A 16,277-nucleotide genomic window follows, 5' to 3' on the forward strand; every position below is an offset into this window, starting at 1 on the left:
GCCTCCTCTCAGGTGTCCGTCAGGGGGAGTTCCAGGTGGACCTCCGTGCCGCCTCGAAGGTCCTCGCCGAAACCGGCGTCCTCGCCGCCCTCGGCGTCGCGCACGCCCTCGGCGTCGCGCACGCTCTCGGCGTCGCGCACGTTCTCGACGCGGATGCGGGCGCCGAGGGCCGCCGCGCGCTCCGCCATGCCCAGCAGCCCGAAGTGGCCCGCGTGGCGCAGGGCGCGGAGGCCTTCGAGGGTGATGCCGGGAGGGAGGCCCCGGCCGTCGTCGCGGACCCTCAGGTGCAGGACGTCTCCTCGTACCCGCGCGCTCACCTCGACCCGGGTCGCGGACGCGTGGCGGTGGGCGTTCTCCAGCGCCTCCGCGGCGATGGAGAGGAGGTGGCGGGTGGTCGTCGGGGGGAGGGGCGGCAGGGGCGTGGCGTCGTCCGCCCGGCGGTGGTCGGCCCTCAGTCCCGTCCGCGAGGTGAAGGCCCGGGTGAGGGCCGTCAGTTCGGTCAGGAGGTCCGGTTCCGGTTCCGGCTCCGCGTGCCGTCGGAGATCGGTCAGCAGTTCCCGCGACTCCGCCGCCGCCCTGCGGGCCGAGCGGGAGACCAGTTCCGCCTGTCGGCGGATCACGGCCGGGTCGGGGTCGGCCGCCGAGGCCGAGGCCGCCAGGCCGTCCGCCGCGAGGGCCACGCCGTAGAGGGTCTTGGCGACGGAGTCGTGCATCTCCCGGGCCAGCCGGGCCCGTTCCGCGCTCACCGCCTCCGTCGCCGCCAGCCGCGCCTGGACCGTGGTCAGGGCCTGGGTCGCGGCGCCGAAGCGGAGCAGCAGGTTGCGCAGGGTCGAGCCCATGGCGCCGGCGATCACGCACAGGCCGGGCAGCAGCAGGGTCTCCGCGACGGCCGTGTGGCGGTACTCCTTCAGGGTCGCGTACACCAGCAGCAGGATCAGGGACTGCAGGGAGGCGAAGCAGGCCGCGCCGCGCCAGCTGTAGACCAGGCCGGCGAGCAGGGGGGTGCAGACGCTGACGTAGGCGAGTGTGGTGTCCGGGCCCGCCGAGATCAGGAGCAGGGAGCCGAAGAGGGTGTCCACCGCGAGGAGGGTGGGGTGGCGCAGGAGCAGCGGGCCGAAGCGCTCCCAGTCGCGGAAGAGGACGTACGACACCATGAAGGTGACCACCACCGCCGCCCCGACCAGACGGGCGCCCACGCCGGGGGCCGCGTTGACCAGGGCCGCCGGTGCGGCCAGGGCGATCATCGCCAGGCGGAAGCCGAAGACCTGCCGGCACATCGCCTGGAGCGCGCCGACCTGGATCTTCTCGGAGGGCTCGGACAGCTCGCTCGTCCCGGACCCCCTCGCCGCTCCCGTCAGCCCCATGACCGCCACCCGCCCCGCCTACTTCCCCGTGATGGAGCCGAAGTCCACCCCGGAGCCCAGCAGCAGGCCCGCGCCCAGCAGCAGCATCGTGGCCGGGACCATGAACGTGGTGATCATCAAGGTCGCCTTGGGTACCGCGCGGGCGGCCTTGCGGCGGGCGTTCTGGGCGTCCGTGCGGCGCATGTCCTTGGCCAGGGCGACGAGGGTGTCGACGATCGGCGCGCCCAGTTCCTCGCCCTGCTGGAGTGCGGTGACGAACATCGCGACCTGCTCGGAGTCGTTGCGGCGGCGCAGTTCGGCGAAGGCCTCGCGGCGGCTCATGCCGAGGTCCATCTGGCGCAGGGTGATGCGGAGTTCGTCCGCCCAGGGCCCCTCGTACTTGGAGGCCACCCGGTCCAGCGCCTGCCTAAAGCCCAGGCCCGCGCTCACCACGACCGCCAGGACGTCCAGGAAGTCCGGCAGCGTCCGCTCGATGACGTCCCGGCGGACGCGGATCGCCGACCAGATGCCGACCTCCGTCCAGAACGCGCCGAAGGCCAGCAGCAGCAGGGCGACGAACCACTGGCCGCGGAGCAGGAAGACCAGGAAGCCGACACCGCCGAGCGCGCCGTAGACCGCGCGGCGGGCCGCGTAGCGGTCGAGGGTCAGGCCGCCGGGGTTGCCCGCGAAATCGATCTTGCGGCGGTACTTGGCGACCTGCTTGGGGCCCATCAGGCGCAGCACCGTGGGCGCGTAGCGCATGCCCATGCGGTCGATGAGGGAGTTGGCGGCACCGGTGCGGGTGGCGCCGACCTCCAGGGCGATCGCCAGGTCGCCGGGGAGCTTGGCGTCCGCCCGGTACATGCGGATGCCGGCGAAGACGCCCCAGACGCTCAGGCCCATCAGCAGGGCCAGCAGGAATCCCATGCCAGCCCCCTCAGACGTCGATCCGGCTCATACGGCGGATGAGGACGAAACCGACCGCGTACATGGCGAACGCGATGAGCACGCAGGCCTGGCCGAGGGGGGAGCCGGTCATCCGGGCCAGGGCGCCGCTCTTGACGCCGTTCATCAGGAACAGGGCGCCGACGCCGAGGGCGGGGACGGCGTACGAGGTCATCGTCACCTGGGAGAGCTGGGTGCGGACCTCGCGCCGGGTCTCCTTGCGTTCCTCGAGTGTCTCGGTCAGGTTCCGCAGGGCGGAGACGACCTGGCCGCCCGCCCGGTTGGACAGCACCAGGGTCGTCACCAGGACGACCAGTTCCCGTGAGGGGAGCCGGTCCGCCAGTTCGTCCAGGGCGTCGTCCAGCGAGTGGCCGATCGCCAGCTGGTCGGCGACCTTGGCCAGTTCCTCGCCCGCCGGGGCCTCCAGTTCCTCCGCCGCCATGCCGATCGCGGTGCGCAGGGCGAGGCCCGCCTGGGTGGCGTTGGCGAGGATGCGGGCCAGTTCGGGGAGTTGGTTGATGAAGCGCTCGATGCGTTTCTGGCGCTGCCAGTTGAGGAACTGCCAGGCCGCTCCGACGCCCAGCAGCCCGGCCGGGGGGCCGAAGAAGGGGGCGAGGGTCGCCTGTCCGATCAGCCACAGGGCGGCCACGGTGGCGAGCACGTAGACGAAGAACTCGCCCGGGGTCACGTCCAGGCCGGTGGCCGCCAGGCGCAGTTGCAGTTTGCGGCCCGGCGCGGTGCCGCGCAGCCGGCGGTCCAGCTCGCGGAAGCGGCGCCGGCGGCCGGTGGCCGACGTCTGGCCGGTGTACGCCAGCCGGTCGACCAGCTCCGCCCGCCGGGCCCGGCCGGTGGCGTACGCGTGGCTGCCGAGAACGGCGAGGACGCAGGTCAGCAGGGTGGCGCCCGTGGCGAGGGTGACGAGGGTGTGCAGATCCATGGGCCTACCTACCTGGCTTCTCGGGTGGTGAGCTGGTCCAGCGTGTGGGCGACGCCGAAGGCCTGGGGTATCGGCTGGCTCGCCATGTAGAGGCGGTCGGCGGTGCGGCGGGGCAGCGGGAAGTACTGGAAGGCGCCGTGGACCCGGCCGTCGGGGGTCATCGGCCGCGCGTCGAACCGGGCGACCGTGGCCAGGCGGTAGGGCTCGCCGCCGTGGCTGTCCAGCAGGGCGACCTCGGTGATGCGGCGGGCCCCGTCGGCGAAGCGGGTGAGCTGGACGATGACGTCGACGGCGCTGTTGATCTGGTCGTGCAGGGCTACGAAGGGCACCTCGACGTCGGACATGGAGGCTAGGGTCTGCAGACGGGTGAGGGCGTCCTCGGCGCTGTTGGCGTGCACGGTGGCGAGGGAGCCGTCGTGGCCGGTCGACATCGCCTGGAGCATGTCCAGGGACTCGCCGCCGCGGACCTCGCCCACCACGATCCGGTCGGGGCGCATCCGCAGGGAGTTGCGGACCAGGTCGCGGATGGTGACCTGGCCCTTGCCCTCGACGTTCGGCGGGCGGGACTCCAGCCGGACCACATGGGACTGCTGGAGCTGGAGTTCGGCGGAGTCCTCGATGGTGATGATGCGCTCGTGCGCCGGGATCAGCCCGGAGAGCGCGTTGAGCAGGGTGGTCTTCCCGGTGCCGGTGGCGCCGGAGACGATGATGTTGAACTTCGCCTGGACCAGGCCCGCCAGCAGGAACACCATGTGCTCGTCGAGCGAGCCGAGGCCGATCAGCTCCTGGAGGGTGAAGGAGCGCGGGAAGCGCCGGATGGTGAGGGTGGGACCGGTCAGCGACAGCGGCGGGATGATGACGTTGACGCGCTCGCCGGAGGGCAGGCGGGCGTCGACCATCGGGTTGGACTCGTCGACGCGCCGGTTGACCGTCGAGACGATCCGCTCGATCGTCTGCATCAGCTGGTCCTGGGAGACGAAGCGGATCGGCAGCTGTTCGACCCGGCCGCCGCGTTCCACGAAGATCGCGTCCGGGCCGTTGACCATGATCTCCGTGATGGAGGCGTCCTCCAGGAGCGGTTCCAGGATGCCGAGCCCGAGCGCCTCGTCGACGACGCGGCGGATCAGCTGGGAGCGCTCCGCCGTCGACAGCACGGGGCCCTCGCGGCTGATGATGTGCCCGAGCACCCGTTCGAGGCGGGCGCGCCGCTCGGCCGCCGCGAGCGAACTCATCTCCGCGAGGTCGATCTCCTCCAGGAGCTTGGCCCGGTAGGAGGCGACCAGATGGCCGTCCTCGCCCCGGCTGCCGTGCTCCTCGGGTGAGTTGATGCGTGCCCGCAGGCTCATCGTCCGGTGCTCCTCGGTCCTCGGGTCAGTGGTCCATCGGCATGGTGGCGGACTTGTGGGCGTCTCCCAGGTCCCAGCCGGGGACGATCTGGGGGATGTGCACGGTGGCGGTCACGGTGACGGTGTCGCCCTGGTCCGAGGCGGCGCATGCCACGGTGAGTCCCCCGCTGACCGCGTCCCGGCAGGCCTGGCCCGCGTCCTGCCGGAGCGAGGCGGCGCGCGCGCCCGCCCTGGCCGCCGTACCCGCCTGCTCGGCCGCGTAGGCGACCGCGCCGAGCTGGATGCCGGCCATGCCGACGATCAGCAGGACGGGGATGAACCCGAGGTACTCGACGGCGACCTGTCCCCGGTCGCGGCGCCCCGCACGGTCGTGGCGCATCTCAGTGCTTCACCTCCTCCACGGCGCCGGCGTGGCCGCGCACCGTGACGGGGAAGTCGATCGAGCCCGGGAAGAGCACGGGCACCTTGAGGGCGACGACCGCGGTCACATAGCCGGTTCCGTCGCAGCGTTCCACCGTGGCACCGCCCCTCCACGCCTCGGACAGGTCCTTCAGCGCGGCCTGTCGGCAGACGCCGAACCGCTCCCCCCGCGGCACCGCCGTCCCCGCCCGCACCCCTTCGTCGGCAGCATTCCCGGCGAGCGTGAAGGTGTACCCCACCAGCACGCACTGCCACATCAGCACCAGGGTCAGGACGATCAGCGGTGTCATGCCGAGGAACTCGATGCTGACCTGGCCCCGGTCGTCCCGGACGGCCCCTCTCATCGGTCTTCACTCCTTCCGGCGCCTGAAGGTCACCGGCCCGCGGTCGCCGCGCGGCCGGCCGCCGGCGCGGTGGGAGTTCTCGGCGGCCCGGACCAGGCCGAGTTCGCCCGCGAGGGCCCACAGGGCCTGTTTCACCGTGCTCCTGCCGTCGAGTTCGTGGATGCGCCCGGCGTCCACGACGCCCTGGAGTTCCTTGAAGTTGGCGGGTACGGCGGTGCGGGCCAGCGCGGTGCCGGTGATGCGCTGGATGAGCGCGGGCTGTATCTCGGTGGCCCGTGTGTGACGGTTGACGACGACCGTGGTCCCCTCGGCCTTGCGGATCTGCAGCCGGTCCCACATCCGCACGGTGCGTTTGGCGGCCCGTACCGAGACCACGTCGGGGGTGGTCAGCAGCAGGGCGGTGTCGGCCATCTCGACGGCGGTGGCGCCGGCCCCGCTGAGCTGGGCGCCGCAGTCGACGACGACGACCTCGTAGCGGGAGCGCAGCGCGCCGATGATCTGGCGGGCGGCGCGGTCGGTGACCTCCTCGCCGCGCTCGCCGTCGCCGGGGGCGAGGAGCAGGGCGAGGCCGGTGTCGTGGCGGAAGACGGCGTCGGCGAGGACGCGCGGGGCGATGTCGGTGATGCCGGCCAGGTCGGCGACCGAGCGGCGGAACTGGACGTCCAGGTAGGAGGCGATGTCGCCGGTCTGCAGGTCCAGGTCGACCAGTGCGGTGGCCCGGCCCGAGGCCTGGGCGGCGAGGGCGAGCTGGATGGCGGTCAGGGTGGTGCCGACGCCTCCCTTGGCGCCGCTGACCGTGACGACGGTGCCGCCCACGCCGCCGGCCGTCTCGGCGCCGTGGCCGAGATGGCGCCGTACGCCCGTGGACCACTGGGCGACGGCCTGGACGCGGCCGGCCAGTTCCTCGTAGCCGAGCGGGAAGGAGACCAGGCCGCGGGCGCCGGAGTCCATGGCGGCGGCGAACAGGGCGGGGCCGGCGTCGGTGGTGACGAGGATGACGCCGACGGCCGGGAAGCGCAGGGCGACCTCGCGGATCAGCTCCAGCGCGGGGACCGGGCCGATGCGCTCATGGACGACGACGACCTCGGGCAGTTCGTCGACCGACTCGGCGGCGAGCCGGGCGAGGGTGTCGACGAGCTGGGTGGAGTCGGTGACCGGGGTGACCGGTTCGGCGTCCGGGAGCTGGCTGAGCAGGGTGGTGAGGGAGCGGACGGCGTCCGGGTCCGCGACGGCGGGGAGGATCCTGATGGGCATGCGGGCCGCCTCTCACTTGTCCGTCGAGAGTTCGTAGGTGCGGTCCTTGTCCGGGACGGTGGTCTCGCCGCCGGGCGCGACCAGCGCCAGCCGGACCCGCTGGGCGAAGGACTCGGCGTAGGTGAGGCGCTGGGCGTCCAGGGTGGACAGCGCGAAGGTGATGGGGACGGCCTGGGTGGGCTGCTGGTTCTTGTTGTCGGGGTCCAGGGAGGTGAGTTTGCCGACGTCGAGGACCCGGGCGTCGGTCACGATGATCTTCGACTGGTTCGGGTCGCCGTCCCGTCTGCCCTGGAAGGTGGCGTAGACGTTGACCCGGGAGCCGGGGGTGATCTTGCCCGCCACGCCGGTGGCCGCGTCGATCATGATGGCGACCTCCTGCTGGCCCGCCTGGAGCGCCGGCTGGTCGACGATCATGTCGCTCTGGAGCAGCGATCCCTTGCGCAGGGTGGTCACGGCGATCTTGCCCTGGATGCCGGCGAGGCTGGTGACCGCGTTGGACGACAGCCACCGTTTCGGCATCCTGATCTTCTGGAACTGATCCGGGGTCAGCGCGGTGTACGGCGCCACGTCGGACTGCACCTGGTACGCGGTGACCTCGGGGCCGACCTTGGACTTCGCGTCGTCGATGACGGAGAGCACGCCGGCGAAGGCGCCGAGCGCGCACAGGGCCGACAGGATCAGGAGTATCACGCCTCGGCGCTGACGGGAGTTCATGAACCGTGCAACCTCATTGGGGGAATCGGTCGAGCGGGCAGTGAGCGAGCGGTGGCGGTGCGGGGCCGGTCGGCGGGTGGCGGGCCCGCGCCTCCGGCCCCGGGTCTCAGGCGGGCGTGCGTTGCTCCAGGGCCCGGGGCGCGGGTGGCTCGTAGACCGGCGGGCCGGCGGAGCAGAAGACGCAGCGGTCGCCGAGGACGTCGATGCCGCACCAGTGGCAGCTGGTCTGCCGTACCGAGGTGACCAGTTGGTAGAGCACCGAGAGGTCGGCGAGATAGCTGCAGAACTCGACGACCTTGGCCGTCCCCCACCAGGCCGGCGACTCACCGGGGAGCGGGGTCTCGCGCAGCCCGTGCACGTTCCAGGCCTTGGCGAGGGTGCCGGTCCACTCGGACTGCAGCTGCCCCTTGGCGACCAGCATCCAGGTGCTGAACTCGGGGCCCTTCAGGGTGGCGTCGGGGGTGATCCGCACGAGTTGCGGTTCGGGATGGGCGAGCACCGCGAACTGGCTGCCCGGCACCCAGGACTTGGCGTGCGCCTTCAGGCCCACGGGCACCCGGTCGAGCTTGGCCACGGTGCCGAGGACGGCGCCGGCGTGGATGTAGTGGGTGAGCAGCCGTCCGGCGGAGGCCAGCACCCCGGGACTCAGGTCGCAGGAGGCGAGCTGGCGCAACTGGCGGGCGAGCACGGCGATGCCGAGCGGGGGCAGCTCGGGCCGGAAGAGGGCGATCCGGTCACTCTCCATGAGCGCCCGCAGGGTGTACAGGCGCCGCACCACGCTCGGGGGCACGGCCTGGGGGCACAGGACGATCACGTACCCGTGCTGCTCGACGAGGGCGTGCAGTTCGCCGAGGGCGTCTTCCAGGGGCCGGGTGTCGAGGTCGCGCAGGACGGCCGCGGGCATGGTGCGTTCGTCCTGCGGCGGCAGCGCCAGGTCGGCGCTCGTCACGGCAATGGCAGTTGGCACGCGCAGCTCCCCGCTCTTCCCACCCGTCGGCCCACCGGTGTTGCTCCGCTGCGCCGGGACGACTTCATTGCGTGACTACCTGAGCACTGTAACCACGGCCGTATGACCGGAGAACAGCGTTTGTGTAGCTCGTCGGGAACTGCCGTTGCACAAGTCCCGTCAAACCGGGACAGGTTGAGCAACGGCTTTCTCCCCGGGTCGGCCTGGACCTCTTGACAGGGTGATTGGTCTGGACCAACTTGGGAGTCGCGGCGGTGGCCGCCGTCTCACCCCTCTCCCCCTCCCCGACTCCCCACCCGGAGGTCCCAGTGGACCGCGTACCAGGCATGCCCAGACGCAGACGGCGGATCCCGATGTGGTCCGCTGCCGCCGCCCTCGCCCTCACCGTGGCGGGGCTCGCCGCCGCCCCGGCGTCCGCGGCGGACGTCAACAACGTGCGCGACGCCGGCTTCGAGTCGGGCCTGGCCGGCTGGACCTGCTCGGCGGGCAGCGGCACGACGGTCTCCTCGCCGGTGCACGGCGGCACGGCCGCGCTGAAGGCGACCCCGGCCGGGCAGGACGACGCTCAGTGCACCCAGACGGTGGCCGTGAAGCCGAACTCGACGTACACGCTGAGCGCCTGGGTGCAGGGCGGGTACGCGTACCTGGGCGTGACGGGCACCGGCACCACGGACGTGTCGGCCTGGACGCCCGACTCGTCCTCCTGGAAGCAGCTGTCGACGAGCTTCACGACCGGGTCCTCGACGACCTCGGTGACGGTGTACACGCACGGCTGGTACGCCCAGGCGGCCTACTACGCGGACGACGTGTCCGTGTACGGCCCGGACGGCGGCGGTGGCGGCGACCCGGCTCCCACGGTCCCGGCCGCGCCCGGCGGCCTGTCCGTGTCCGGTACGACGTCGTCGTCCGTGTCGCTGTCCTGGGCCGCGGTGTCGGGCGCGACGGGCTACGGCGTCTACCGGGACGGCACCGAGGTGGCGACGGTGACGGGCACCTCGGCGACGGTGACCGGCCTCGCCGCCTCGACCTCGTACTCCTTCCAGGTGACGGCGACGAACTCGGCGGGCGAGTCGGCGAGGTCGGCGGCGGTGACGGCGACGACGGCGTCCGGCGGCAGCGGAGGCGGGGGTTCGGTGCCGAAGCACGCCGTGACGGGCTACTGGCAGAACTTCGACAACGGGGCGACCGTCCAGCGGCTCTCCGACGTGCCCTCGGCGTACGACATCATCGCCGTGGCGTTCGCGGACGCGACGACGACGCCCGGCGCCGTCACCTTCAACCTGGACTCGGCGGGCCTCGGCGGTTACACCGTCGACCAGTTCAAGGCGGACATCAGGGCGAAGCAGGCGGCCGGGAAGAAGGTCGTCGTCTCGGTGGGCGGCCAGAACGGCACGGTGTCGGTGAGCGACCCGGCCTCGGCGGCGAACTTCGCGGACTCGGTGTACTCGCTGATGCGGACGTACGGCTTCGACGGCGTGGACATCGACCTGGAGAACGGGCTGAACGCCACGTACATGACCCAGGCGCTGCGGTCGCTGTCGGCCAAGGCGGGCTCTTCGCTCGTGCTCACGATGGCACCGCAGACGATCGACATGCAGTCGACGTCGAACACCTACTTCCGGACGGCCCTGAACCTGAAGGACATCCTCACGGTCGTCAACACGCAGTACTACAACAGCGGTTCGATGCTGGGCTGCGACGGCAAGGTGTACAGCCAGGGCACGGTGGACTTCCTCACGGCCCTGGCCTGCGTCCAGTTGGAGGGCGGCCTGTCCCCGTCCCAGGTGGGCCTCGGCCTGCCGGCGTCGACGAGCGCGGCGGGCAGCGGGTACGTGTCGCCGGCCGTGCTGGACAACGCGCTGGACTGCCTGACCAGGGGCACGGGCTGCGGATCCTTCAAGCCGTCGAAGACGTACCCCGGGCTACGGGGCGCGATGACCTGGTCGACGAACTGGGACGCGGCTTCGGGGAACGCCTGGTCGAGTGCGGTCGGGGCGCACGTGCACGGGCTGCCGTAGGTGAGGCCGGGGTGCGACGGGGGCGGGAGATCCGGGACCGCCCCCGCCGCGCCCCTCAGCCGGCGTCTTCCTCGAAGTACGCGTCCAGCACCGCGTCCAGTTGTTCCTCCCACTCCTGGAAGCGGGCCCTGGACGTCGCCTCGATCTCGATCGGGTACCAGCGCCTCTCGGGCGTGTGCACCGTGATGGTGAACCGCTTGCCGAAGCGCGGTGACTCGGTCTCGATCGCGCCGATCTCGTCCCAGCCGAACTCGCAGGCCTCCTCGTCGAGGCTCAGGCGTACGCCCTTGCGGTCCGCGACGATCCTGGCGCGTCGGTCGGCGGCCTCGAAGACGGGGCCCTGCGGGGCGTCGTCCGCGTCGTCCGACCCGGCGTCGGCGTCGGCCTCTTCGGCGTCGACGGCCGCCTCGGCGGCTTCCTTCGCAGGCTCTCGCGGTGCCGTCCCCGCGGCCGGCGCCGCGTCCGCCGAACCCTCGGCGTCCTCCGGCCGGGGATCGTCCGGCTCGACATCGTCCGGCTTGGCGTCCGCCGGCTCCGGGCTCGCCGGTGAGGTGAGCCCGGGGATGAAGGCCGGGTCGAATCCGGCGCCCGTCACGGGCTCGCCCTTCAGGGGCTGGCTGCTCGATCCTATGCGCTGCTCCACGGCGGAAGTATGGACGACATACCTGTGCCAGAACCAGCCAGCCCGGCCGGCCCGCCTTTCACATCCGCGTCAGCCGAGGACGGCCAGGGCGTCGATCTCGACGAGATGGCCGGCCGGAAGGCCGACGTACACGGTCGTGCGGGCGGCCGGCGGCTGGGTGAGGGCCTGCTCGTCGAAGTAGGTGTTGTAGATCTCGTTCATCTCGGCGAAGTGGTCGGTGTCCGTGAGGTAGACGCGGATCATCATCACGTCCTCCCAGGAGGCGCCGCCCTCGTCGAGGACCGCCTTGACGTTGTCGAGGGTCTGGCGGGTCTGTTCACGCAGGCCCGGGCCGACGAGCGCGCGGGGCCTGCCCTCCTCGGCCGGGAGGAACGCGACCTGCCCGGCGACCTGGAGGATGTTCCCCTTCCTCACCCCGTGCGAGAACCGCGCGGGCGGAGCCGTGTGAGTCTTCGGGGTGAGCGCGGTCTTCTCGGTCATGCGGAGATGTCCTTCCCTGGGGTTCTGCCGGAGTACTCGCCGCTGATCGCATCCGCCGTACGGCGCACCAGCGGGAGCAGGGTGAGGAGTTGGCCGGCGGTGACGACGACGTTCGGCGCGGAGACCGACATCGCGGCGACGACCCTTCCGTGGGCGTCGCGGACGGGGGCGGCGACGCAGTTGACGGACTCCTCGTGGCCGCCGAGGTCGGTGGCCCAGCCCTGTTCGCGCACCTTCTCCAACTCCCGTACGAAGGCGGGGGCGTCGGGGGTGGAACGGGCCGTGTACAGGGGGTAGTCGAGCCGTTCGGCGAGGGCGCGGCGCTCGGGCTCGGGCAGGTCGGCGAGGAGCAGCTTGGCGACGGCCGCGACGGTGATGGCGACCGGCTTGCCGATCCGCGAGTACATCCGTACGGGGTACCGGCTCTCCACCTTGTCGATGTACAGCACCTCGCCCTCCTCGTACACGGCGAGGTGGACGGTGTGCCCGCACTGTTCGTTGAGGCGGACGAGGTGGGGGTGGGCGATCTCGCGGATGTCGAGGTTCTCCATCGCCTCCTGGGCCAGGGCGAACAGGCGGGCGCCCAGCCGGTAACGCTGGTCGGACTGGCGGTAGACGAGGCCGTGCTCGTGCAGGGTGCGCAGGAGGCGCAGGGCGGTGGACTTGTGCACGCCGAGCCGGTCGGCGACCTGGCCGAGGTCGGCGGGGCCCTCGGCGAGCAGCGGCAGGATGCTCAGCGCGCGGTCGACGGTCTGGCTCATGGGGTGATCGCCTCCTGGGGGGCCTGCTCGGCTCGCGTCCAGCCGGGGCCGAGCCGAAGTCTGCCCCACGCGTCGTCGTCGAGGGCCGCCAGCCGGTCGGCGTGGTCGCGGGCCGGGGGCGGGGCGAGGTCGCCGGGGGCGGTGAGGGCGGCGGCCGCCATGAGGTGGCCGTGCCGGGCCCTGTCGGCGAGGGGGAGCCCGCGCAGGGTGCCGGAGAGGAAGCCGGCGGCGAAGGCGTCCCCGGCGCCGACCGCCGCCACGGCGTCGACCCTGAGGGCGGGCACGAAGGTGCCGCGTTCCGCGCCCCGTTCGAACACCGTCACCCCGCGCGCCCCCTGCTTGACGACCAGGACCTCCGGCTCCGGCAGGGCCGCCCGGACCGTCTCCGGGTCGCCCCCGAGCCCCCAGGCCGCCTGGGCCTCGTCGTCTCCCAGGAACACGAGGTCCGCCGTCCGCGCCAGGTCCAGCAGGACTTCCGCCCCGGTCGCGCGGCCCCACAGGCCCGGACGGTGGTTGACGTCGAAGGAGACGAGCGGTGGGCGGCCGGCGCCGGGGGCCAGCAGGGTCCGCACGAGGTCCAGGCAGCCGGCCGACAGCGCCGCCGTGATGCCCGACAGGTGCAGCACCCGGCAGGCGCGTACCGCGTCGAGGTCGACCCGTGCCGGTGACATCGCGCAGGCCGCCGAGCCGGCCCGGTAGTACGCCACCTCGTGCGCGGCGGTGGAGCGGTCGCCGGCCGTGCGGAAGTAGACGCCGGTCGGCCGCTCCGGGTCGCGTCGTACGGCGCTGACGTCCACGCCGTAGGAGCCGACCGTCTCCACCAGATGGTCGCCGAAGCCGTCCGCGCCGACCCGGCTGACCCAGCGCGCCCCGTGCCCGGCGGCGGCCAGCGCGCAGGCCACGTTGGACTCGGCGCCACCGATGGCGCGGTCGAAGGAGGGGACGTCGGCGAGGCGGCCGGGGCGGGTCGGCAGGAAGGCGACCATGGACTCGCCGAGCGTGACGACATCGACGACCTCGGGGTTCACGATGGTCGTGGCTCCTCGTTCGGGCGGGGGCGGCGGCTTCGTTGACCCCCGACGGCCGAGATGCTAGACAGCGGTGAGCGATATGCGCAACGACCGTTGCAGAATATGCAACGATCTCGGGAGACCAGGAGGGGACATGGCCAGCGAAGCCGGTACCGCGACAAGCACCGAGGCGCTCGCCCGGCTCGCCGAGGAACGTGTCGACCACCGTTTCAAGGGCCTGCCCCCGGACGCCGCCGGCCTGACCGTCGCCGAGCTGGCCGCCCAGCGCCGCAACCTGTTCACCGGCGGCTTCGCGACACCCGTCCTGGTCCTCTCCGCCGAGCGCCTGGGGCACAACCTGGCGCTGATGGAGGCGTACGCCGCCCGCCACGGCCTCGCCTTCGCGCCGCACGGCAAGACCTCCATGGCCCCACAGCTCTTCGAACGCCAGCTCGCACGGGGCGCGTGGGGCATCACCCTCGCGGTGCCGCACCAGGTGTGGGTGGCCCGGGCGTTCGGGTTCGGACGGATCTTCCTGGCCAACGAGCTGGTGGACGCGGCCGCCCTGCGCCGCCTCGCCGCCGAACTGGCCGCCGACCCCTCCTTCCGTTTCGTCTGCTACGTCGACTCGGTGCGCGGCGCCGAGCTGATGGACGCGGCCCTGCGGAGCGCCGCCCGCCCGGTGGACGTCGTGATCGAGCTGGCCGCGGGCGACGGCGCCCGGACCGGCGTGCGCACCGAGGCCGAGGGCGCGGCGGTCGCGGACGCCGTGGCCCGCGCGGAGCACCTGCGGCTCGTCGGCGTCGCGGGCTACGAGGGCGAGGTGCCGCGCGCCGATCCCGAGCGGGTGCGGGCGTATCTGCGGCGGCTGGTGGCGCTGGCCGTGGACCTCGACAAGGCCGGGCGGTTCACCGGGACGGACGAGATCGTGGTGAGCGCGGGCGGCAGCGCCTGGTTCGACGCGGTCGCCGACGTCTTCGCCGAGCTGCCCGGACTCTCCGTCCCCGTGCTGAGGCTGCTGCGTTCGGGCGCGTACGTCTCGCACGACGACGGGCACTACCGGAGGCTGACCCCCTTCGGCCGCGTCCCCGAGGAGGGCGCCCTGCAACCCGCTTTCCGCCTCTGGTCGCAGGTGGTCTCCCGCCCCTCTCCCGAGCAGGCCTTCACCAACGCGGGCAAGCGGGACGCGGCCCACGACCTGGACCTGCCCATGGCCCAGGTGGTGCGGCGGGACGGTACCGAACGCCCGGCCACCGGCATCGAGGTCACCGGCCTGTCCGACCAGCACACCTGGCTGCGTACGGCACCGGAGGCGGACCTGGAGGTCGGTGACTGGGTCGGCCTCGGCCTGTCCCACCCCTGCACGATCTTCGACAAGTGGCAGCTGATCCCGGTGGCCGAGGCCGACGGCACGGTCGTGGAATACGTCCGCACGTTCTTCTAGACAGTCCGCACGCCAGGGAGGACAGGAGGCCAGGCTCGTGGAGCAGCTCGTCATCCGGGACGCGGACGTCGTCGACGGCAGCGGGGAACCCTCGTACCGCGCCGACGTCGTGGTCGACGGCGGCCGGATCGTCTCGATCGTGAAGGAGGCCGCGGCGGCGGGCTGTCTGCGCCCGCGTGCCGTGCGGGAGCTGGACGCCGAGGGCCTGGTCCTCTCCCCCGGCTTCATCGACATGCACGCCCACTCCGACCTGGCGCTGCTGCGCGACCCCGAGCACAGCGCGAAGGCCGCGCAGGGGGTGACCCTCGAAGTCCTGGGCCAGGACGGGCTGTCGTACGCGCCCGTCGACGACCGTACGCTGGCACAGGTGCGCCAGGCGATCACCGGCTGGAACGGGTACGGCGACGACATCGACTTCGACTGGCGGTCGGTGGGCGAGTACCTGGACCGGCTGGACAGGGGCGTCGCCGTGAACGCGGCCTACCTGGTCCCGCAGGGCACGGTCCGGGCCCTCGCCGTCGGCTGGGAGGACCGCCCGGCCACGCCCCGGGAGCTGGACCGTATGCGGCGGCTGGTCGCGGAGGGCCTGGAGCAGGGCGCCGTCGGCATGTCCTCCGGGCTCACCTACACCCCCGGCAGGTACGCCGGGAACGCCGAACTCACCGAGCTGTGCCGGGTGGTGGCGTCCTACGGCGGCTACTACTGCCCGCACCACCGCTCCTACGGGGCGGGCGCCCTGGAGGCGTACGAGGAGATGGTGGCCCTCGCCCGCGAGGCGGGCGTTGCGCTGCACCTCGCCCACGCCACCATGAACTTCCGGGTGAACGAGGGCCGGGCGCCCGAGCTGCTCGCCCTCCTCGACAAGGCCGTCGCACAGGGCGCGGACATCACCCTCGACACCTATCCCTACACGCCGGGCTGCACGACGCTGGCGGCGCTGCTGCCCGGCTGGGCGGGCGAGGGCGGCCCCCCGGAGATCCTCGCCCGGCTGGCCGACCCGGGGACGGCCGAGCGGATCCGGCACGATCTCGAGGTGAGCGGCTCCGACGGCTGCCACGGGGTGCCCGTCGACTGGGACACCGTCGAGATCTCGGGCGTCACCGACCCGGCCCTCGCCGACCACGTCGGCCGTACCGTCCGGGAGTCCGCCGAGCTGCGCGGCGAGCACCCCTGGACGACCGTCCGCCGACTGCTGGTCGAGGACCGGCTGGGCCCGACGATCCTCCAGCACGTCGGCCACGAGGAGAACGTCCGTACGATCATGCGGCACCGCGCGCACACCGGCGGCTCGGACGGCATCCTCCAGGGCGCCAAGCCGCATCCGCGCGCCTACGGCACCTTCCCGCACTATCTCGGCCACTATGTGCGGGAGTTGGGGGTGCTCTCGCTGGAGGAGTGCGTCGCGCACCTCACCGCGCGGCCCGCGGCCCGGCTGCGTCTGCCGGACCGCGGGCTGGTGCGCGAGGGCTACCGCGCCGACCTGGTCCTGTTCGACCCCGGGACGGTCGCGGCGGGGGCCACCTTCGAGCGGCCCCGCGCGCTGCCCGTCGGCATCCCCTACGTGCTGGTCGACGGCCGGTTCGTGATCGAGGACGGCCGCCGCACCGACGTACTTGCGGGGCGGTCGGTGCGCCGCACTCCCTGGGCGTGA

The 16,277-nt window shown here is 72.7% G+C and carries 16 protein-coding genes; 3 read left to right on the plus strand and 13 right to left on the minus strand.

The window, feature by feature from the left end; genetic code table 11:
• Positions 1-8 precede the first annotated feature (8 nt).
• The 9 genes from ACFYMM_RS01665 to ACFYMM_RS01705 all read right to left on the minus strand — a co-directional run bounded on the left by ACFYMM_RS01665 (position 9) and on the right by ACFYMM_RS01705 (position 8,270).
• Positions 9-1,364 carry a sensor histidine kinase gene (locus ACFYMM_RS01665; protein WP_388382727.1) on the minus strand — a complete coding sequence of 452 codons (1,356 nt, stop codon included), beginning with the start codon at positions 1,362-1,364 and terminating at the stop codon, positions 9-11.
• 18 nt (positions 1,365-1,382) lie between these two features.
• Positions 1,383-2,270, minus strand: coding sequence for a DUF5936 domain-containing protein (locus ACFYMM_RS01670; protein ID WP_388382729.1), 888 nt, complete (start codon positions 2,268-2,270; stop codon positions 1,383-1,385).
• 10 nt (positions 2,271-2,280) lie between these two features.
• A complete protein-coding gene (locus tag ACFYMM_RS01675; RefSeq protein ID WP_388382731.1) occupies positions 2,281-3,225 on the minus strand; it encodes a type II secretion system F family protein in 945 nt (314 codons plus the stop codon).
• Between the two features lie 8 nt (positions 3,226-3,233).
• Entirely contained in the window at positions 3,234-4,571 is a 1,338-nt protein-coding gene (locus tag ACFYMM_RS01680; RefSeq protein ID WP_388382733.1) for a CpaF family protein, read from the minus strand.
• Positions 4,572-4,596: 25 nt separating this feature from the next.
• Entirely contained in the window at positions 4,597-4,950 is a 354-nt protein-coding gene (locus ACFYMM_RS01685; RefSeq protein WP_388382734.1) for a TadE/TadG family type IV pilus assembly protein, read from the minus strand.
• A 1-nt stretch (position 4,951) separates the two neighbouring features.
• Entirely contained in the window at positions 4,952-5,335 is a 384-nt protein-coding gene (locus ACFYMM_RS01690) for a TadE/TadG family type IV pilus assembly protein (protein ID WP_388382736.1), read from the minus strand.
• Positions 5,336-5,341: 6 nt separating this feature from the next.
• Positions 5,342-6,589, minus strand: a complete 1,248-nt coding sequence (locus tag ACFYMM_RS01695; protein ID WP_388382738.1) for a CpaE family protein — start codon at positions 6,587-6,589, stop codon at positions 5,342-5,344.
• A gap of 12 nt (positions 6,590-6,601) precedes the next feature.
• The gene (gene cpaB, locus ACFYMM_RS01700; protein ID WP_388382740.1) at positions 6,602-7,303 is read right to left on the minus strand and encodes a Flp pilus assembly protein CpaB; all 702 of its coding nucleotides are present in this window, start codon (positions 7,301-7,303) and stop codon (positions 6,602-6,604) included.
• A 106-nt stretch (positions 7,304-7,409) separates the two neighbouring features.
• Positions 7,410-8,270, minus strand: a complete 861-nt coding sequence (locus ACFYMM_RS01705) for a hypothetical protein (protein WP_388382742.1) — start codon at positions 8,268-8,270, stop codon at positions 7,410-7,412.
• Positions 8,271-8,596: 326 nt separating this feature from the next.
• On the opposite strand from ACFYMM_RS01705, the gene ACFYMM_RS01710 reads away from it, so the two are divergent.
• A complete protein-coding gene (locus ACFYMM_RS01710; RefSeq protein ID WP_388382744.1) occupies positions 8,597-10,288 on the plus strand; it encodes a chitinase in 1,692 nt (563 codons plus the stop codon).
• Positions 10,289-10,343: 55 nt separating this feature from the next.
• Here ACFYMM_RS01710 and ACFYMM_RS01715 read toward each other — a convergent pair whose 3' ends face one another.
• From ACFYMM_RS01715 to ACFYMM_RS01730, 4 genes are all read right to left on the minus strand, one after another.
• Entirely contained in the window at positions 10,344-10,931 is a 588-nt protein-coding gene (locus tag ACFYMM_RS01715; protein WP_388382746.1) for a hypothetical protein, read from the minus strand.
• 69 nt (positions 10,932-11,000) lie between these two features.
• Entirely contained in the window at positions 11,001-11,411 is a 411-nt protein-coding gene (locus ACFYMM_RS01720; RefSeq protein WP_388382747.1) for a RidA family protein, read from the minus strand.
• The gene (locus ACFYMM_RS01725; RefSeq protein ID WP_388382749.1) at positions 11,408-12,172 is read right to left on the minus strand and encodes an IclR family transcriptional regulator; all 765 of its coding nucleotides are present in this window, start codon (positions 12,170-12,172) and stop codon (positions 11,408-11,410) included. The genes ACFYMM_RS01720 and ACFYMM_RS01725 overlap by 4 nt, the downstream gene beginning before the upstream one ends.
• Entirely contained in the window at positions 12,169-13,200 is a 1,032-nt protein-coding gene (locus tag ACFYMM_RS01730; RefSeq protein ID WP_388382751.1) for a sugar kinase, read from the minus strand. Before ACFYMM_RS01730 ends, ACFYMM_RS01725 begins: the two co-directional genes overlap by 4 nt.
• Positions 13,201-13,336: 136 nt before the next feature.
• On the opposite strand from ACFYMM_RS01730, the gene ACFYMM_RS01735 reads away from it, so the two are divergent.
• Both ACFYMM_RS01735 and ACFYMM_RS01740 read left to right on the plus strand, forming a co-directional pair.
• On the plus strand, positions 13,337-14,626 hold the full coding sequence (locus ACFYMM_RS01735) for an alanine racemase (RefSeq protein ID WP_388382753.1): 1,290 nt from the start codon (positions 13,337-13,339) through the stop codon (positions 14,624-14,626).
• A gap of 37 nt (positions 14,627-14,663) precedes the next feature.
• On the plus strand, positions 14,664-16,277 hold the full coding sequence (locus tag ACFYMM_RS01740; protein ID WP_388382755.1) for an amidohydrolase family protein: 1,614 nt from the start codon (positions 14,664-14,666) through the stop codon (positions 16,275-16,277).

This window comes from Streptomyces sp. NPDC006739 (genome assembly GCF_042869815.1).
In the GTDB taxonomy this organism is placed as follows: Bacteria; Actinomycetota; Actinomycetes; order Streptomycetales; family Streptomycetaceae; genus Streptomyces.